20 protein-coding genes are annotated in these 16,694 nt (G+C 66.2%); 16 read left to right on the top strand and 4 right to left on the bottom strand.

The window, feature by feature from the left end; translation table 11 throughout:
- Window positions 1-8 precede the first annotated feature (8 nt).
- The 8 genes from ACOEQ1_RS12535 to ACOEQ1_RS12500 all read left to right on the top strand — a co-directional run bounded on the left by ACOEQ1_RS12535 (window position 9) and on the right by ACOEQ1_RS12500 (window position 6,398).
- Window positions 9-779 (top strand): SDR family oxidoreductase, encoded by a 771-nt coding sequence (locus ACOEQ1_RS12535; RefSeq protein ID WP_419760689.1) that lies wholly within the window; start codon window positions 9-11, stop codon window positions 777-779.
- A complete protein-coding gene (locus tag ACOEQ1_RS12530; RefSeq protein ID WP_419759587.1) occupies window positions 776-1,192 on the top strand; it encodes a dihydroneopterin aldolase in 417 nt (138 codons plus the stop codon). The genes ACOEQ1_RS12535 and ACOEQ1_RS12530 overlap by 4 nt, the downstream gene beginning before the upstream one ends.
- 225 nt (window positions 1,193-1,417) lie before the next feature.
- On the top strand, window positions 1,418-3,340 hold the full coding sequence (gene uvrC / locus ACOEQ1_RS12525; protein WP_419759586.1) for an excinuclease ABC subunit UvrC: 1,923 nt from the start codon (window positions 1,418-1,420) through the stop codon (window positions 3,338-3,340).
- A gap of 29 nt (window positions 3,341-3,369) precedes the next feature.
- On the top strand, window positions 3,370-3,993 hold the full coding sequence (gene pgsA, locus ACOEQ1_RS12520) for a CDP-diacylglycerol--glycerol-3-phosphate 3-phosphatidyltransferase (protein ID WP_419759585.1): 624 nt from the start codon (window positions 3,370-3,372) through the stop codon (window positions 3,991-3,993).
- Window positions 3,994-4,092: 99 nt separating this feature from the next.
- Entirely contained in the window at window positions 4,093-4,737 is a 645-nt protein-coding gene (locus ACOEQ1_RS12515; protein WP_419759584.1) for a hypothetical protein, read from the top strand.
- A 49-nt stretch (window positions 4,738-4,786) separates the two neighbouring features.
- Entirely contained in the window at window positions 4,787-5,047 is a 261-nt protein-coding gene (moaD, locus tag ACOEQ1_RS12510) for a molybdopterin converting factor subunit 1 (protein ID WP_419759583.1), read from the top strand.
- 2 nt (window positions 5,048-5,049) lie between these two features.
- The gene (locus ACOEQ1_RS12505) at window positions 5,050-5,514 is read left to right on the top strand and encodes a molybdenum cofactor biosynthesis protein MoaE (RefSeq protein ID WP_419759582.1); all 465 of its coding nucleotides are present in this window, start codon (window positions 5,050-5,052) and stop codon (window positions 5,512-5,514) included.
- Window positions 5,515-5,543: 29 nt separating this feature from the next.
- Window positions 5,544-6,398 carry a hypothetical protein gene (locus tag ACOEQ1_RS12500; RefSeq protein WP_419759581.1) on the top strand — a complete coding sequence of 285 codons (855 nt, stop codon included), beginning with the start codon at window positions 5,544-5,546 and terminating at the stop codon, window positions 6,396-6,398.
- On the opposite strand, the gene ACOEQ1_RS12495 is transcribed toward ACOEQ1_RS12500, so the two are convergent.
- From ACOEQ1_RS12495 to ACOEQ1_RS12485, 3 genes are all read right to left on the bottom strand, one after another.
- Entirely contained in the window at window positions 6,378-7,745 is a 1,368-nt protein-coding gene (locus ACOEQ1_RS12495; protein ID WP_419759580.1) for a rhamnan synthesis F family protein, read from the bottom strand. The two genes, ACOEQ1_RS12500 and ACOEQ1_RS12495, sit on opposite strands and share 21 nt — an antisense overlap.
- Window positions 7,690-9,216 carry a class I SAM-dependent methyltransferase gene (locus ACOEQ1_RS12490; RefSeq protein WP_419759579.1) on the bottom strand — a complete coding sequence of 509 codons (1,527 nt, stop codon included), beginning with the start codon at window positions 9,214-9,216 and terminating at the stop codon, window positions 7,690-7,692. The genes ACOEQ1_RS12495 and ACOEQ1_RS12490 overlap by 56 nt, the downstream gene beginning before the upstream one ends.
- A gap of 76 nt (window positions 9,217-9,292) precedes the next feature.
- A complete protein-coding gene (locus ACOEQ1_RS12485; RefSeq protein ID WP_419759578.1) occupies window positions 9,293-9,775 on the bottom strand; it encodes a GcrA family cell cycle regulator in 483 nt (160 codons plus the stop codon).
- A 244-nt stretch (window positions 9,776-10,019) separates the two neighbouring features.
- Here ACOEQ1_RS12485 and ACOEQ1_RS12480 point away from each other — a divergent pair, with 244 nt between their 5' ends.
- The 6 genes from ACOEQ1_RS12480 to ACOEQ1_RS12455 are packed head-to-tail and all read left to right on the top strand — an operon-like array spanning window position 10,020 to window position 13,447.
- Window positions 10,020-10,271, top strand: coding sequence for a twin-arginine translocase TatA/TatE family subunit (locus ACOEQ1_RS12480; protein WP_419759577.1), 252 nt, complete (start codon window positions 10,020-10,022; stop codon window positions 10,269-10,271).
- A 56-nt stretch (window positions 10,272-10,327) separates the two neighbouring features.
- Window positions 10,328-10,975, top strand: coding sequence for a methylthioribulose 1-phosphate dehydratase (locus ACOEQ1_RS12475; RefSeq protein WP_419760688.1), 648 nt, complete (start codon window positions 10,328-10,330; stop codon window positions 10,973-10,975).
- Window positions 10,972-11,511, top strand: coding sequence for a 1,2-dihydroxy-3-keto-5-methylthiopentene dioxygenase (locus tag ACOEQ1_RS12470; RefSeq protein WP_419759576.1), 540 nt, complete (start codon window positions 10,972-10,974; stop codon window positions 11,509-11,511). Before ACOEQ1_RS12475 ends, ACOEQ1_RS12470 begins: the two co-directional genes overlap by 4 nt.
- 8 nt (window positions 11,512-11,519) lie before the next feature.
- On the top strand, window positions 11,520-12,263 hold the full coding sequence (mtnC, locus tag ACOEQ1_RS12465; protein ID WP_419759575.1) for an acireductone synthase: 744 nt from the start codon (window positions 11,520-11,522) through the stop codon (window positions 12,261-12,263).
- The gene (gene alkB / locus ACOEQ1_RS12460) at window positions 12,230-12,901 is read left to right on the top strand and encodes a DNA oxidative demethylase AlkB (RefSeq protein ID WP_419760687.1); all 672 of its coding nucleotides are present in this window, start codon (window positions 12,230-12,232) and stop codon (window positions 12,899-12,901) included. Before mtnC ends, alkB begins: the two co-directional genes overlap by 34 nt.
- Before the next feature lie 3 nt (window positions 12,902-12,904).
- Complete coding sequence (locus ACOEQ1_RS12455) at window positions 12,905-13,447, top strand: NUDIX domain-containing protein (protein ID WP_419759574.1); 543 nt, start codon at window positions 12,905-12,907, stop codon at window positions 13,445-13,447.
- On the opposite strand, the gene ACOEQ1_RS12450 is transcribed toward ACOEQ1_RS12455, so the two are convergent.
- Entirely contained in the window at window positions 13,431-14,168 is a 738-nt protein-coding gene (locus ACOEQ1_RS12450) for a HugZ family protein (RefSeq protein ID WP_419759573.1), read from the bottom strand. The two genes, ACOEQ1_RS12455 and ACOEQ1_RS12450, sit on opposite strands and share 17 nt — an antisense overlap.
- Before the next feature lie 115 nt (window positions 14,169-14,283).
- On the opposite strand from ACOEQ1_RS12450, the gene ACOEQ1_RS12445 reads away from it, so the two are divergent.
- Both ACOEQ1_RS12445 and ACOEQ1_RS12440 read left to right on the top strand, forming a co-directional pair.
- Entirely contained in the window at window positions 14,284-14,985 is a 702-nt protein-coding gene (locus tag ACOEQ1_RS12445; RefSeq protein ID WP_419759572.1) for a response regulator transcription factor, read from the top strand.
- Window positions 14,986-15,008: 23 nt separating this feature from the next.
- Window positions 15,009-16,691 (top strand): stimulus-sensing domain-containing protein, encoded by a 1,683-nt coding sequence (locus tag ACOEQ1_RS12440; RefSeq protein WP_419759571.1) that lies wholly within the window; start codon window positions 15,009-15,011, stop codon window positions 16,689-16,691.
- The last annotated feature ends 3 nt before the right edge of the window (window positions 16,692-16,694 follow it).

Below are 16,694 nucleotides of genomic sequence, written 5' to 3'. Positions count from 1 at the left end.
AGCGCGAGATGACGATCGACACGCGCATCCCGCGCACGGCTCTCGTCACCGGCGGCGCCAAGCGGCTCGGCCGCGCCATCGTGGAGACGCTCGCGGAAGCCGGCTTCGCGGTCGCCATCCACTACAACCGGAGCGCCCTGGAGGCCGAGGAACTGGCGGCGACGATCCGCGCCGGCGGCGGCCGTGCCGTGGCCCTGCCCGCAGACCTCGCCGAGGAGGCGGCGGTCGAGACCTTGATCCATCGCGCCGAGGCGGCGCTCGGCCCAATCGGCGTCCTCGTCAACAATGCCAGCGTCTTCGACCGGGACGAGTGGCAGGATGTGACGCGCGAAAGCTGGGACCGGCATATGGAGCCCAACCTGCGCGCGCCATTTTTGCTCACGCAGACGATGGCGGCTGCTCTCCCGCGCGAGGCGCATGGCGTCGTGGTGAACATGATCGACCAGAGGGTGTGGTCGCTCACACCCCATTTCGTCTCCTACACCGTCACCAAGTCGGCGCTCTGGACGCTCACCCGGACGCTGGCGCTCGCGCTGGCGCCGCGCATCCGGGTGGTGGGTGTCGGCCCCGGCCCAGCGGTGCCCAGCCCACGCCAGACCCAGGAGGATTTCGAGCGCCAGTGCGCCTCCGTACCTCTCCAACATGGCACCTCGCCTGCGGAAGTCGCGCAGGCTGTGGTCGCGATCCTGTCGCTGCCCTCGTTCACCGGGCAGATGCTGGCGCTGGATGGCGGTCAGCATCTGCAATGGGGCGCCTTCAACACGGAGATTGACGAGTGACGGGAGCAGGTTCAGAGCCGCCGCTCCGTCGCGTGTTCATCCGGGATCTGGTGCTCGATGCCAGGATCGGCGTGTATCCCGAGGAAAAGGGTGGCCGCCAGCCGATCCGCATTAACCTCTCCTTCGAGATGCGAGATGACGGGCTAGACCACCCCGATGGGGTGGGACCGGACGACGTAGCGCGCGTGGTTGATTATGATGGGCTTGCCAAGCGGGTGCGCGCCCTCGTCGGGCGAGCCCACGTCCAGCTGGTTGAGACAATGGCGGAACAAATAGCCCGTCTGTGCCTATCCGATGCGAGGGTGCTATCAGCCCGCGTACGGGTCGAGAAGCTCAGCGTGTTCGATGATGCCGCATCCGCAGGGGTAGAGGTAGAACGCTCAAGAGACAGGGTTTTTCCACCGCGCTCCTGAGGCCCAATAATTACAACGGCATGTCAGCAAGATCTTGTCACCGGTCCGCAGGCGAAAAAAAAGAAGCTTCATATTCAGGCACTTAAATCGTTGTCTGTCCGGCATCATTCACATCTGGAACATGCACCGCATCCTAGGGTTCGCCCCGGCCACAGAGTTGTTTCCACAGAGATATCCACAGGCCCCAGACGCGCCGGGTAAGGCGCAAGATAGTACTTTAGGATTATGACTGAAACGCAAGATATTGGTTCTACTACGTCTTTTGACTTGGTTGCGCCGGTCTCCGTCGTTCCGAGAGGCGTTATAGTTATCGAGGCTGCGCTCGAGACCATGCCCTTCAGCCCGGGCGTGTATCGCATGCTCGATGAGAAGGGCGACGCGCTCTACGTCGGCAAGGCGCGGAGCCTCAAGAAGCGGGTGGCCTCGTACACTCAGCTCGGCCGTCTGCCGGAGCGGCTCCGCCGCATGGTGATGGAGACCGTCTCGATGGAGATCGTCACCACCCATACCGAGCCCGAGGCGCTGCTGCTGGAAGCGAACCTCATCAAGAAGCTGCGGCCGCGGTTCAACATCGTGCTGCGGGACGACAAGAGCTACCCCTGGCTGATGCTGGCGGAGGACAACGATTTCCCGCAGGTCGTGAAACATCGCGGCGCGCAGACGCGGAAAGGGAGCTACTGGGGGCCGTTCGCGTCCGCCTGGGCGGTCAACCAGAGCCTGACGGCCATCGAGCGGCTGTTCCTGCTGCGCTCATGCTCCGACAGCGTCTTCGCCAACCGCACGCGGCCCTGCCTGCTGTTTCAGATCAAACGCTGTTCGGCGCCCTGCGTCGGCCATATCAACCGCGAGGACTATGCGCAGCTGGTCGGGCAGGCGAAGGCGTTCCTCACCGGCAAGGCAGCGACCGTCCAGCAGGAACTTGCCGCCGAGATGGAACAAGCCTCCGCCGCGATGGAGTTCGAACGGGCGGCCACGTTGCGCGACCGGATCCGCGGGCTCACCCATGTCCAGGGCACCGGCGTCATCAACCCGGCAAGCCTGACCGATGCGGATGTGGTTGCCGCCTGGCAGATCGCCGGCCAGACCTGCGTGCAGGTGTTCTTCGTGCGCGGCGGCCGCAACAACGGCAATCGCGCCTTCTTCCCAAGCCATACGAAGGCCGAGGAGATCGGTGATGTGCTTGGCGCGTTCATCACCCAGTTCTACGAGGACAAGCCGCCGCCGCCCCTGCTGCTGCTCAACCAGCCGGTGCCCGAGCGTCTGCTGATCGCCGAGGCGCTGGCGATCAAGGCCGGGCGGCACGTGACCCTGGCGGTCCCTCAGCGGGGCGAGAAGCGTGCCGTCGTCGCCCATGCCGAGCTTAATGCCCGAGAGACGCTGGAGCGGAAGCTGGCGGAAACGGCGGGCCAGGGCAAACTGATGGAGGCGACAGCCGAGTTGTTCGGCCTGGCGCCCTCCGTCGAGCGCATCGAGGTCTACGACAACAGTCACATCATGGGCACGAACGCCTATGGGGTGATGGTCGTGGCCGGGCCCGAGGGCCTCATGAAGCAAGCCTACCGCAAGTTTTCGATCAAGGGGCCGATCGCGCCGGGCGATGACTTCGCCATGATGCGGGAGGTGCTGCAGCGCCGCTTCGGCCGCGCCTTGAAGGAGCACGCCGATCGCGAAGACCCGCACTGGCCCGATCTGGTTGTCATCGACGGCGGCGCGGGGCAGTTGTCGGCGGCGCGCGCGGTGATGGAGGAGTTGGGCGTCAGCGACATCCCGCTGGTGGCGATCGCCAAAGGGCCTGACCGCAACGCCGGGCGGGAGTGGTTCCACTCGACGAACACGGCGCCCTTCCAACTGCCGCCGCGCGACCCGGTGCTCTATTTCCTCCAGCGTCTGCGGGATGAGGCGCATCGCTTCGCCATCACCACCCACCGCGCCGGCCGGTCACGGACGATCTCGCAGAGCGAGCTGGACGAGATCGACGGCATTGGCGCCGCCCGGAAGCGGGCGCTGTTGCATCACTTCGGCTCGGCGCGCGGTGTGAAGCAGGCGGGCCTGGCCGACCTCGCGGCAGTGCCGGGGATCAACCGGGAGACCGCGCGGCGGGTGTATGCGTATTTTCATCCGGGCGTTCGCATGGAAAGCGTTTCCTGAGAGCGCGGGCGCGCCTATTCTCGGTCCGCATGATCACCGACCTGCCCAACGTCCTGACCTTGTCACGGATCGCCGCGATCCCGGTGCTCATCGTGCTGGCATCCCTGCGCCTGCCTGCGGGAGACCTCGCCGCCTGCATCGTTTTCGTGGCGGCCGGGGTCACTGATTACCTGGACGGCAGGCTGGCGCGCAGCCGCAAGCAGTTCTCCGATCTTGGCCGCATGCTCGACCCGATCGCGGACAAGCTGCTGGTCGGCGCGATTCTGATCATGCTGGCGGGCGACGGCAGGCTCGGGCCATGGGGGCTTTACCCGGCCATCATCATCATGCTGCGGGAGATCCTCGTCAGCGGCCTGCGCGAGTTCCTGGCTGAAATACGAGTGGGGTTGCCGGTAACGCGCCTCGCCAAGTGGAAGACGACGGCGCAGATGGGGGCGTTGGGGTTCCTCGTCGCCGGCGACCCGACCGCCCGGTTGCTGCATCTGCCCTGGTTGCACGCTTGGCTGATCGGCACGATCCTCCTCTGGCTTTCCGCGATTTTGACGATCGTTACGGGTTGGGATTATCTGATCGCCGGTTTGCGCCACGCGGAGGTCGGGGTTCATAAGCGGCAGGACACGGGCGGCCCGGCGAGCAAGATCGGCCTTTCTTGATGACGGGGCCGCTGGCATGGCATGCAGAGCAAAGGGCGTGACCGGACACTCCGGCCCGCAGGCGGTTCGGTTTCGGGCGAGATCAAGGATTTGACCTTCATGCGGCGGATTGCGCTGTCGGGGCTTCTGCTCCTTTCGGGATGCACAGGGTTCAACCACTTCATCGGCGACACGCACACCTTCACCAACAACCCGAACCCGCCGGCGGGCGACAGCGCCAACATGCAGCGGGCCTATGGCCACGCCGGCGCTCAGGAGGCTCTGCTGCCGGAGACAGGCCAGGTGTGGCCGACCGCAATCCCGGCTATGCCGACGCTGGCGGACATCCAAAAACAGATGAACCTCAACGGCAATGCCGAGCCGCAACTGGGACCGGTGCCGGGTGGACCGACCCCGAACCCCAACCTCGGTCCCGTGCCCGGCCTGCAGAACACGCCTGGTATCGGGCAGGTGCCCGGTCAGGTGACCGCGCCCGGCGCTTCCCTGACTTTGCCGCCGCTGACCGGCATGACCCCGCCGATCAAGGCGCCCTTCACCGAGCCGCCCGAACTGGTCATGCCCAAGGTCGGCACGAGCGTCACGACGCCGCAGGGACCGGCCACCATCACCGGCGGCACGGCCAACTACCAGACGCTGGCGCCCATCAACGGCCAGGGCGGCGGCATCCTTATTCCAAACGGCAACGGCACCAGTACGTTGGTCATGCCGAACGGCAGCATCAGCACCGTCAACAGCCCACGTTGAGCATCGCCGCCGCCGACGCCACATCGGACGCTCGTGTTCAGGAGTTTCGATGATGGCGATGCAGATCCTCTACTTCGCCTGGCTGCGCGAACGGATCGGGCTCTCGGAGGAGCGGGTCGATCCACCCTCCGGGACCGCCAGCGTCGCCGACCTCGTGCGCTGGCTGCGCTCGCGTGGCGCGGGCTATGCCGAAGCCCTGGCCGAGACCGCGCGGGTGCGCTGTGCCGTCAACCAGGACTTCGCGACGCCTGACGCGCATATCTCCGACGGCGACGAGATCGCCTTCTTTCCGCCGATCACGGGGGGCTGAGGATGGCCTTCATCCACGTTGGGCCCGAGGATTTCGACCCGAGCGCCGAAATGGAGCGGCTGCAGGACGACGCCGGAGACGCGGGCGCGATCGCATCCTTCATCGGCATTGTTCGCCGCGGACAGGAGCATCCGATCGAGGCGATGACGCTGGAACATTACCCCGGAATGACCGAGCGGGAGATTGCCCGTATCGCAGCAGAGGCAGAAGGCCGATGGGCGTTAGGCGGCTGCCGCATCATTCACAGGATCGGCCGCATCCCTGTCGGCGGACGCATCGTGCTTGTGCTGACCGCATCCCGTCACCGGCAGGCGGCTCTGCAGGCGACTGCCTTCCTCATCGACTGGCTCAAGGTCGGTGCGCCGTTCTGGAAGAAGGAGCACCCTTCGAGCGGAAAGGAACGGTGGGTCGAGGCAAGTTCCGACGACGATGCGGCGGCGATCCGCTGGGCCTCGTCGCAAGGTTGAAGCGCCAGAACGGGGATGACCGAGCAGCGATGCGTCTGACAACAAGGCTGCCGGTGCTTGCCACGGTTCGACAGGCATATGCCTTGCTGTGGCGGCATCGCGTCCTGCACGCGAAGGCAATCTGGCCTCCGGTCGTGTTCCTCGTCACCGCGGAATTCCTTTATCACCGGGTGGTCGGCAACGCCGAAGGGCTGATGGGCCGGATCCACGCGATCGTTGCGGCGCCATGGTACATGACGGTGGGCGCGGCCCTCGCTTGGTTGGCCGGCCTGAAGTTTCTGCTTTCGTTCAGCATCTCATGGCGGCGCCATCTCCTTCTCGAGGAGCGGTTCGACCCGTTCTTCTTCAAAGCACCGTTCTGGCGTTACCTTGGCTTTCTCCTGCTGACCTACGCCTGGATTGTGCCCCTTGTTCTCGTTTCTTCCCTCCCAGCGGTTCTGCTCGCGGCTGCCACGCACTCGCGACTATGGCCGATTGCGGCCGCGGTCGTATTCATAGCCGCGGCTTTTTGCTTTGCGGTGTTCGGCGTCGTGCGGCAGGTGCCGTTCTTCACGATGCTGACCCTCGACCCGCCGCATCCGGGCTGGCGAGAGAGCGTCAGCGCCTCTCGCGGGCTCGTGCCCCGCTACGTGGCGACGTTCGTCCTCACCATGCTGCCGCTGTTCATCCTTAACCTGCTTCTTGATCTTGGGCTGAAGCTTGCCGGCGCGGATCGGCACGCGGTGCATGTCGCTCTGGGCGAGGCGGCGTTCCGGCAGGCGATGCTGTTTCTGCACTTCTCGCTTGGCGCCTCGATCGGAGCGGTCGTGACCATGATCGTGTTGCCCGAGGTCCGGGAACGGCTGCCGGGCGCGCCGGCCGTGTTATCCCACGTGCGTCGTTGATCGGCGGCTCGGCTGAGTTGGCGTATCCGTCGCTTGGCCGAGCTGGTCCATCTGCGCCTTCATACGCGGGCTCCAGACCGCCGGCAGCCGCTCCCCCAGCGATCGTCGGATCTCCTCGGCCAGGGGCTGCGGATCGACGTTCAGGGCTTTGGTGACCACCTCTTCCCACTCGAACACATCGGCGACCCGGGTCGGATTGCGTAGGAGCAGCTCGCGCTTCAGGAACGGGTATCCTGCCTGGATCAGCTGCCGCCAGAGATCGACAGATGGATTAAGCAGGTTGGTCGGCCGCTGGGTGCAGCGCAGGATGTGGTCCGCATGGATGGCCTCGGCGTGCACCTTGGCGTTCTGTCCACCCCATTCGTGATCTTCGTCGATGACGCGTTCGAGCCGCTCGATCTCCCGCTCGTCGAGCAGCGACGCGCTGGGAAAGATGGCCGCACAGCGCGCCCCCCCACGCGCCATGGCTCTCGTGAAGCCGATTTCGCAATGGCGGATGATCCAGTCCTTGCAGGGGATCGGCCGGACCGAACGCCAGAACTCGCGCCAGGCCTGGCTGCGGATGACCGCCTCGCCGCAGCCGAGAAAGAAGGATTGCAGGTGATAGCGATGCTGCCAGCTTTCCGTCGCCCCCCAGAGATCGGCGCGCTCGAAGTCGATTGCGCCGAGGATGGGCTTGAGGTCGGAGAAGGGACCATAGAGGCTGTCATTGACCAGAAAGATGGCGCGCGTCTCCGGCCGGGGCAGGCCGAGCGTGTCGAGCGCGTCGCGCCAGGCGCCGAAGTCGTAGCCTATGTTCCGGCGGATCAGAATGGCCGCGCAGTGCTGCTCCAGGAAGGCGCGGGCCTCTTCGAGGATGTGCTCGGAGTTGGTGACGAAGACCACGTCGAGGCCGGCCTCGCCGAGGCTTGCGATGAAGTCGCGGGCAGCCGGCGCCACGTGTCCGCCCGCGTCGAAATGAACGAACAGCGCCACCTTCTCGCCGAACAGCTGCTCCGGAGATTTACCCGGCGCGCTCCAATGTTCCAATACCTGATGCGGCGACCGGAATAATCCGAGCGGCATGCTGAAGGCGATCTTGGTCTGGACGTATGTTTCGCGGATGAGGCTGTAGGCTGGAACGATACTTTCGCCAATGCGGACATTGAACGACAGCGCCCGCACAACAACGGCGCGCACGGCGTGGCGGCTGAGATTTTTGGCGGCTGTCCACCGGTCCTGAGATGTTCGGAACCGCCGAAGGAGCAGGCGCCAGGTGATCGCCTCTCCCAGCACATGGGTCCGGTCGCGTCTATCGCGCACGAAGACGCCGCCGGACACCGTATGCCCGTTCGCGAAGGAAGGCATTCAGCATGGCCATCGCGGAAAGATCGCCCGGCACGCGCATGGATGCAAGTCCCTCAGCCCGCGCCAGTCGCGCGGCGAGGAATGGGTGTTCCCCGTGGATAAGTATCTCGACGGCGCGGCTGACGATGCTCGACCGCCCGGCGCCCGTCGGTGACTGCTGCAAATCGCCGATCATCGCGACGGTCGTGGCATCGCCCGCGGCCGCAAGACACAGCAACTCCTCAGCGCGGGCCACCCAGAGGATCTGCCGCGTCTGCATATCGCCGAGGTTCAGGCTCTCCAACCTTGCCCAAAGCGGTTCGCACACCGTGCGGATCGCGGTGAAGCGCGGCAGCAGCCCCACTCGCGGTTCGCCGCTGTTCAACCGCTGGTATGCGCGCCCCAACATGATCGATGCGAGGTTGAAGGGCATGACGGAACCGATCGCGTCGAACTGCAGGTCCGCCAACCCCGGCGGCGGCATCGTCAAGGTGTCGGCATCGATCTGGTAGCGCAGCTTCAGGGCAGGGGCGAGCCGCGCCCAGATCCTTCGCGAAGCGGCTTCGTCCATGGCGCAGACCGACTCGAAGAAAGCCCTGCCGGCAAAGCCGATGAATAGATCGTCGGGCTCGTTTCGCGCGTTCGCCCGGTCCCAGAGGTAGCGGGTCACGATGGCGTGCCGCTCCGACGGGTCATCGCGAAGGTCGAGCGGCACGGCCGAGGCGAAGGCGGTGAGCTTCCAGCCGTCGCTCTCGATGCGGATTTGCGAGAAGCCGGCGGCCCGCAGAGCGCCCTCCAGGCTGGTTCGGCTGTGCAGGATGAGGTGAAGGCCGATCGACAGCGTGGCGTTCAACGCGCTCTTGGCAATGGCCGGCTGCACGGCGGCCACATCGGGGGTCGTGAGAACCACGACGCCGTCGGGCTTCAGGCCGCGATGGACCTCTCGTAGAAACGTGGTTGGATCGGGCAGGTGCTCTAGCACCTCCGTTGCCATGACGATGTCGACGCTGGCGTCGGAAACGGTCTCGGGACTGAAATACGCGAGCGTGATGTCGACCCCGAGCAGATCGCGCCCGACTTCGGCGAGCTTGGCAGGATCCATGCCCCGGCACGTCCACCCCATGGCGTGGCTGCCGATGTCGAGGCCGAAGCCGAAGCCGCAGCCGATTTCGACGTAGGCTGAACCGGGCGGTTTCCGGATATGGGCGAGGATGTCTGCGAATACGTCGACGGCTGCGCCCTGCTGCAGAAAGTAGGTCGTCGAGACGCCGGTCATGCCTTCGTCGGCATAGTCGGCGATCGCCTGTCGCTCGAAGAAGCCACAGCCGCAGGCGGGGCACCGCAGGAGACGCCAAGCGGGCTCCGCTTGCGATGCCGAGACGCAGATCGGCGACTTTGACGCGGTGTCGCCGCATGCCGGGCAGGTTTGGCACCCGCCCGCCGCGTCAGGCGCTTCTTCGGCCCAGAGAAAAGGCGGCAGCGCAGCACCCATCGGTCAACCTAGCCCTTGCCCTGCCGTTCCCAGGTGGAGGATGCGCCTGGGACGGGGAAGCCGGGGCGCCGGCAGATTATGCCGCGTCGTCGCGCCGGTCCCGGATTTTCACGTAGGCCAGTTGTGCATGCTCGGCGCAATAGGGTTTCCCCTGAAGGGCGACGGCATCGCAGAAGTGAAAGCTGGGCTTGCCGGGCTCCCCAATCGGCCAGCAACAGGCGGACACCCGGACAACGGGCGCAGCCACCGCCGTCAGGCGACGCGGGAGTGGAGGCTTTGGCGCAGGCGCGACCACATGAGCGACAGGCGCCGGGGCAGGGGCCGGACGGGACGGCAGAGGCGCCAGCGTCGGGCCCACCGCGCGTGGCGCGGGCGGCGGCGCGTTGGGGTCGCGCTCCTGCCGCCGGATCGGAGATGGTCGCGGCGAGAGGTCGAGACGGTGCGCCTTCCCGACCACCGCGTTCTTTGAAATACCGAGGCGGCGGCCGATCTCGGCGGTCGACAGCCCAGCCGCCCAAAGCCCCCTAAGTTCCGCGATTACCGTCTCATTCCACTCCATATCGTGGTCCCTTAGCCTGTGAACTACTAGATAGTGTAGAGGCTTGGGGGAGATACGCCAATGGTATTATGACGGGCAGCACTCAGAAAGCTGTGGACAAGTAGGTGAGTAATCAACTTTCGAGCGGCGCTGGTGGAAGCCATGACCAAAGGTTATGATGTGACGCTCGGGATGCGGCTTGCCGTGCTACCGCCCCCGTGACATCTGAGGCGAAGCTTGGGGGATTATCCCCGAGGGAGGCAAAATGGGCTCGTTGAGCATCTGGCATTGGCTGATCGTCATTCTGGTCCTGCTCCTGCTGTTCGGCAGCGGCAAGGTCAGTCATCTGATGGGAGACTTCGCCAAGGGCATCAAATCCTTCAAGAAGAACATGGCTGAAGACGACGATGCGTCGATGGCATCGGACAAGCCCGCTGCGACGTTGTCCGCCCCGGGCCAGGAGGTTCCGACTTCGACCACCGTCCGTCCGAAGACCACCGTTCACACCCAAAGCTGAGCCGCTGCGGGTTCGGCCGCGTGGCAACGACGGCGGATGCGCGGGCGTCAGGCGGAATGTCTTCCGCCGTCGACGATGGCTCGGATGCAGCTGCGGTTCCGCCGGAGCTGGCGGAGGCGTTGGTGACGGCTGGCCGCCGCATGGACCAGCGCGGCTGGGTGCCCGCGACCAGCGGCAACCTCAGCGCCCGCATGGATGGCAACCGCATGGCGATCACACGCAGTGGTGTCCATAAAGGCTTCCTGCAGCCGCGCGATATCATCGCCGTCGATTTCGATGGCCGCAGCCTGACCTCTGGTATGCGGCCGAGCGCCGAGACCTTGCTTCATTGCCAGATCTATCGCCTGTGGCCGGCGGCGGGGTCCGTCCTGCACGGCCATTCGATCCCTGCGACGGCGCTGACGCTGGCGCTTCCCGATGCTGATGCGATCCACCTAGAAGGCTACGAGATCCTCAAGGCCTGGAACGCGTTTTCCACGCATGACGCGACAGCCTCTCTTCTCGTCGTCGATAACGACCAGGATATGCAGCGGCTGGCGGACCGGCTTGCGCCGGCTCTGGAGGCGGGAGAGGCGCCGATCGGCTATGTGCTCAGGGGCCACGGCGTCTATGTGTGGGGGGCGGATGTGACCACCGCCCTCAATCGCATGGAAGCGCTGGAATTCCTGCTGGCGACGGAAATTGAACGGAGGAAGCTCCAATGAGCCGCCTGACAATCTACCACGATGATTCGCCGGACACGGCCATCCTGCGGACCGAGGATGCCGCGACCATTGCCGAGCAACTGAATGCCATCGGCGTCCGGTTCGAGCGCTGGGAGAGCCCGGTGACGCTCTCCCCGGACGACGACGCGGAGACGATCCTCGCCGCATACAAGCCTTATCTCGACACGCTGATGGGCGTATCCGGAGCCGGTTCGGCTGACGTGATCAAGCTCACCCCGAACCATCCGCAGGCGGCCCCGCTGCGTGCGAAGTTCATCAACGAGCACAGCCACACGGAGGACGAGGTTCGCTTCTTCGTTCACGGGTCGGGCAACTTCATCCTGCACCTCGACGGGCGCATCTACGACGCGCACTGCACGGCCGGCGACCTCATCAGCGTGCCGGCCAACATCAAGCACTGGTTCGACGCCGGCGAGCAGCCCTTCTTCACGGCGCTGCGGATATTCACCGACACCTCCGGCTGGGTGCCGCATTTCACGGGCGATACCATCAGCGCCCGCTTCCCGGCGGCCTGACCGCACCCATGGTGGACCTCACCGACCGGCAGCCCGAAGAAACGGACCTCACCGTCACGCGGCAGGTCGAGGCCGTGCTCATCGATATCGAGGGCACGGTCACGCCGATCAGCGCGGTAAGGGACGTGCTGTTTCCCTATGCACGGTCGCGGCTCCGGGATTACGTGGCGGCCCATCGCTCGGAGCCGGAGGTGGCCGAGGCGCTCGCTCAGGCGCGCGCGCTGGAGCCCGAGGCCGATCCGGTGGCGAGCCTGCAGCGGTGGAGCGACCTCGACGAGAAGGTGACGCCGCTCAAGACCATCCAGGGCCTCATCTGGCGTGAGGGCTACGCTGCGGGCGATCTGGTGGCGGAGTTCTACCAGGATGCGCCGGAGTGCCTGGCTTTCTGGAAGCGGGAGGGGCTGCCCCTGTTCGTCTATTCGTCCGGTTCGGAGGAAGCGCAGCGCGGCATCTTCGGCCATACCCAGGAGGGCGATCTTACCGGCCTCTTCGGCGGCTTCTTCGACACGCGTATCGGGCCCAAGCGGGACGCCGCGAGCTATACGGCCATAGCGGGCGAGATCGGGCTCCCAACCGGGCTGGTCCTGTTCCTCTCCGATATCGAGGCGGAGCTGGATGCCGCGGCGGCCGCCGGGTTCCGCACCTGTCAGGTGGTGCGCGAGGAGGACGGAACCATGCCCTCCACCCGGCATCCGGTCGCAGGAAACCTGCACGAGGTATCTCGCCTCTTCACGCTCCCGCAGCCCGCCTGACGGATCTCTTAACCGGCCTGGAACCGCCTCCGGCGCCCGCGGCCCTGCCTGAGGGCATGTTTCTGCTGCGCGGTCGTGCCGATCCCGCTGTGCTCGCACCGCTGATCGAAACGGTGGCGGCGACTGCGCCGTTTCGCTTCATGAAAACCAAGCGCGGCGGCCAGCTTTCGGCCGCCATGACGAGTTGCGGGGTTTGCGGCTGGGTCAGCGACCGGCGCGGCTATCGCTACGAGAGCATCGACCCTGACACGGGGCGCCCGTGGCCCACGCTGCCGCCGGCCTTTCGGCGGCTTGCCGCAGAAGCGTCCGCGGAGGCGGGCTTTCCGGGATTTGAGCCGGATACCTGCCTCATCAACCGTTATGCGATCGGGTCCGGCATGGGCCTGCATCAGGATGCCGACGAGCGCGATTTCGGCCAGCCGATTGTCTCGGTCTCGCTGGGGCTGCCGACTGCGTTCCTGATCGGCGGCGCCGAGCGCCGGGATCGTCCCGGCCCTTTGCCATTGCAGAGCGGCGACGTGATGGTCTTCGGCGGTCCGGCGCGACTGCTGTTCCATGGCGTCCGGCCGGTGAAGCCAGGCTTCGACCCGCTGTTCGGCCCGTTCCGTTACAACCTGACATTCCGTCGTGCGAGGTAAGCCGTGGCCGACGCCATTACCCGGATCTCGGGCCGTCTCGTCTATGAAAACCGCTGGCTGCGGCTGCGGGAGGATCAGGTCAGGCGGCAGGACGGCTCGACGGGCATCTATTCCGTGCTGGAGCGGGCCGAATTCGCCGTGATCTGTCCGGTGCAGGACGGCTTGGTCCATCTGGTCGAGCAGTTTCGCTATCCAGTGGGTCAGCGCTGCTGGGAGTTTCCGATGGGCACGTGGGAGTGGCGCGCGGATGTCGATCCGCGGGACCTCGCCGCGGGAGAGTTGCAGGAGGAGACGGGCTTGCGCGCGGGCAAACTTATTGAGATCGGGCGTGTGTTTCAGGCCGCGGGCTATTCCAATCAGGCGGGCCGGGTGTTCTTCGCGACCGACCTCACTGCGGGCGAGCGTGCGCTGGAGGTTGAGGAGCAGGATCTCGTGCAGGGGCAGTTCCCGCTCGTGGAGTTCGAGCGGATGATGCGAGAGGGTGTGGTGCGCGACGTGGTGACAATCAGCGCGTTTGCGATGGCTCGCCTCAAGGGGCTGGTCTGACGGAAGGTTTGTGAAGTGCCGCCCGCGCCTGCTCGGCTGTCATGACCGTCGTGGCGAAGGCCACCCGGATCGACACAGCATCAGAGGCCAAGTCGCACCCGTCCGGATCGACCGCCAGCAGACGCCAAACCCCTGCAACGCCGCCTGCCGCGAGTGCCAGCGCCTCCGCCTGAGCAGCGTCGCAATCGGTGAGCAACTGTGCCTCCGCCTCGGCCACCGCCATTACCGCATCGGGCGGCGGTCGTAGCGCGTCGAGGCTCAACCGGTGGGCCTGCGCGAAGCCACCGACGAAATGAGCTCGTTCCGGCACGAAGCGCCACAGTGCGAAGTCGAGGAAGCCGGCATAGCCCTCCGCGTAGGGATGGGCCGCCAGCCAGCGCTGACGGAGACGGGCATCCTCCTCCAGGGGCACAAGTGATGCGCGGCCGCCCAGGCTGAGGCGCGGCGCTGTCTGCGGGTTGGCATCCGTGGCCACGCCCGTCACCATGAGCCCGCAGAGCCCGTCGCGTTCGAGATTGCGCCGATGCTCCGAAAGGCTCGAGAGCAGCATGAGTACCGAGAGGTCCGGCGCTGTTGCTGGCGTGACCAGGGTGACGGAGGGCAGGCCGTCGGCCCCGACAGTCCCGAGTGCTGCCGACCGCGCCGCGCGCAGCAGTAGCCGGGCCTGAAGCGCCGCCTCGTTGCGCGGGGTGTTGGTGCTCGACAAAGATGGTTCCGCCACCAATTTCTCCCGTACTACGCAGAGAGCGGAATGGCGCGCACACGCTCAACCCGCTATGGGTTCTCGATTCCGCGGTCCCGGCCGATCGGGCAAGAACAGGCGAAAGCTGATCCAGATGAAGCATACCATCGCGCTCGTGGACGACGACCGCAACATCCTGACCAGCGTCTCCATGACCCTGGAGCAGGAAGGATTCCAGGTGCGGACCTATACCGACGGGGAGAGCGCGCTTCAGGGCATCACCTCACGTCCGGTTGATCTTGCAGTGCTCGACATCAAGATGCCGCGGATGGACGGGATGGAGCTGCTGCAGCGCCTGCGTCAGCGCAGCGCCTTGCCGGTGATTTTCCTCACGAGCAAGGACGAGGAGGTGGACGAGCTGATGGGCCTGCGCCTCGGCGCGGACGACTACATCACCAAGCCATTCAGCCAGCGCCTGCTGCTGGAGCGTATCCGCACGTTGCTTCGTCGCAACGAGGTCAGTCGGGCCGAGGGTTCCGGCGCCGCGCCCACGGGCGTCATGGTCCGCAGCAACCTGACGCTCGACGAGACCAAGCATCAGTGCCTGTGGAAGGGGCGCGACATCCAGCTGACGGTCACCGAGTTCCTGCTGGTCAAGGCGCTCGCCGCCCGGCCGGGCATGGTGAAGTCCCGCGACCAGCTGATCGACGCCGCCTACGGCGAGAACATCTATGTCGATGACCGCACCATCGACAGCCACATCAAGCGCGTGCGGAAGAAGTTCCGGGTCGAGGACGACACGTTCGACCAGATCGAGACGCTCTACGGCATCGGCTACCGCTACAAGGAGAGCTAAGTGTTTCCGCGGGTTGGACGCTGATGCCGGACGGCGTCGCCCTGCCGAGGCCGGCGAGCGCTGTCTCGGTGACGGCTCCAGTGCTCGCTCCGCGGCGGCGGCTGGCTTCGCCCTTCCTGCGCCGCATCCTGCTCGTCAACGCCCTGCCGCTTGTGCTGCTCGTCATCGGGCTGCTCTACCTCGACCAGTATCAGAACGGGCTCATGGACGCCGATGTCGGCGCCTTGAGGGAGCAGGCGCGCATCTATGCCGGCGCACTGGGCGAGAGCGCGGTTCAGGAGAATTCGGGCGATCATGCGGTTCTGGTGGCCGATCTCGCGCGGCCGCTGCTCTATCGCCTGACTGACCCCACCCCCTTTGCCCAGGCGCGGCTGTTCGGCCCGGACGGCAACCTTGTGGCTGACAGTCAGATCCGGGAGGGGCCGGGTGGCGCGATCGTGACGGAGCCGCTGCCGCCACCGGCCAACGGGGGCACCGTCGGCAGTGTGGTGGGGTGGTTCTACGACCACCTGCTCGCCTGGGCGCCGTCTGCCGGCGGCATCCCTGTGCGTCAGCTCGACAAGGCGAACGGCTCGGATTGGCAGCCGGACCTCAAGGCGGTGCTGGCCCTGCGTGGGAACGATACGGGCCAGGAGGTGCCGCCCTTCATCCGCCGGACGCCGGATGGCCGGCTGCTGGTGACGGTCGCCGAGCCCGTGACCCGGGACAATCAGACCGTCGGCATGGTGCTCCTCACGCATGATGCGCGGCGGGTCGATCAGGCCGTGTTCTCCGTGCGGCTGTCGATCCTCGGCCTGTTTCTGGTGGCTCTGATCCTCACGGTGCTGCTCTCCTGGTATCTGGCGCAGACCATCGCCCGCCCGATCCTTGGTCTCGCCATCGCGGCCCAGGCCATGCGCGAAGGCCATGGCCGCACCGGCGCGGTGCCAGCCGCGCTCATGGATCGCGGCGACGAGATCAGCACGCTCGCCCGCGCGCTCTCCGATTCTGCGACGGCGCTGTGGGGCCGCATGGATGCCATCGAGCGGTTCGCCGCCGACGTGTCGCACGAGATCAAGAACCCGCTGACCTCCCTCCGCAGCGCCATCGAGACGCTGCGCCGGGTGGAGGATGCCGGCAAGCGGCGCAACCTGCTGGCTATCATGGCCGAGGATGTGATGCGCCTGGACCGGCTCATCACCGACATCTCCGACGCCTCCCGGGTGGATGCCGAGATTTCGCGCGTGACGCCGGTGCGGCTCGATATCGTCGCCATGCTGGGCGCGCTGGCCGACATCGACGATGCGACGCGCGCGCCCGGTGCGCCCATGCTGGTGCTGGGGGAACTCACGCCAGGGCTCGGGGTCGCGGCGGTCGAGGGCCGGCTGGTGCAGGTGCTCGGGAACCTGATCGGGAACGCGCGTTCCTTCAGCCCGCCCGGCGGGCGCATCGTGCTCGCGGCGCAGGAGGCCACGGACGGGGTGGTCGAGATCAGCGTCTCCGACGAGGGGCCGGGAATACCGGAAGCCAAGCTGCAGGATGTGTTCGAGCGCTTCTATTCCGAGCGGCCGCAGGGGGAGAGCTTCGGCAAGCACTCCGGCCTCGGGCTTTCGATCAGCAAGCAGATCGTGGAGGCGCTGAACGGCCGCATCCGGGCAGAGAACCGGCATGACGCGGACGGACGGGTTGGTGGAGCGCGCTTCGTCGTTACCCTACCCAAGGCCTGACGG

This window comes from Acidisoma sp. (genome assembly GCF_965199065.1).
Lineage (GTDB): Bacteria > Pseudomonadota > Alphaproteobacteria > Acetobacterales > Acetobacteraceae > Acidisoma.
The sequence above is the reverse complement of the archived record's forward strand: the minus strand, read 5'-3'. Positions and strand labels throughout refer to the sequence as shown.

Coding starts and splice junctions, on each gene's coding strand:
- ACOEQ1_RS12475 (WP_419760688.1), top strand. CDS start 10,328: ATGTCTTCCGCCGTCGACGATGGCTCGGATGCAGCTGCGGTTCCGCCG.
- ACOEQ1_RS12440 (WP_419759571.1), top strand. CDS start 15,009: ATGCCGGACGGCGTCGCCCTGCCGAGGCCGGCGAGCGCTGTCTCGGTG.
- pgsA (WP_419759585.1), top strand. CDS start 3,370: ATGATCACCGACCTGCCCAACGTCCTGACCTTGTCACGGATCGCCGCG.
- ACOEQ1_RS12485 (WP_419759578.1), bottom strand. CDS start 9,775: ATGGAGTGGAATGAGACGGTAATCGCGGAACTTAGGGGGCTTTGGGCG.
- ACOEQ1_RS12505 (WP_419759582.1), top strand. CDS start 5,050: ATGGCCTTCATCCACGTTGGGCCCGAGGATTTCGACCCGAGCGCCGAA.
- ACOEQ1_RS12515 (WP_419759584.1), top strand. CDS start 4,093: ATGCGGCGGATTGCGCTGTCGGGGCTTCTGCTCCTTTCGGGATGCACA.
- moaD (WP_419759583.1), top strand. CDS start 4,787: ATGATGGCGATGCAGATCCTCTACTTCGCCTGGCTGCGCGAACGGATC.
- ACOEQ1_RS12470 (WP_419759576.1), top strand. CDS start 10,972: ATGAGCCGCCTGACAATCTACCACGATGATTCGCCGGACACGGCCATC.
- ACOEQ1_RS12480 (WP_419759577.1), top strand. CDS start 10,020: ATGGGCTCGTTGAGCATCTGGCATTGGCTGATCGTCATTCTGGTCCTG.
- ACOEQ1_RS12495 (WP_419759580.1), bottom strand. CDS start 7,745: ATGCCTTCCTTCGCGAACGGGCATACGGTGTCCGGCGGCGTCTTCGTG.
- ACOEQ1_RS12535 (WP_419760689.1), top strand. CDS start 9: ATGACGATCGACACGCGCATCCCGCGCACGGCTCTCGTCACCGGCGGC.
- ACOEQ1_RS12500 (WP_419759581.1), top strand. CDS start 5,544: ATGCGTCTGACAACAAGGCTGCCGGTGCTTGCCACGGTTCGACAGGCA.
- ACOEQ1_RS12490 (WP_419759579.1), bottom strand. CDS start 9,216: ATGGGTGCTGCGCTGCCGCCTTTTCTCTGGGCCGAAGAAGCGCCTGAC.
- mtnC (WP_419759575.1), top strand. CDS start 11,520: ATGGTGGACCTCACCGACCGGCAGCCCGAAGAAACGGACCTCACCGTC.
- uvrC (WP_419759586.1), top strand. CDS start 1,418: ATGACTGAAACGCAAGATATTGGTTCTACTACGTCTTTTGACTTGGTT.
- ACOEQ1_RS12445 (WP_419759572.1), top strand. CDS start 14,284: ATGAAGCATACCATCGCGCTCGTGGACGACGACCGCAACATCCTGACC.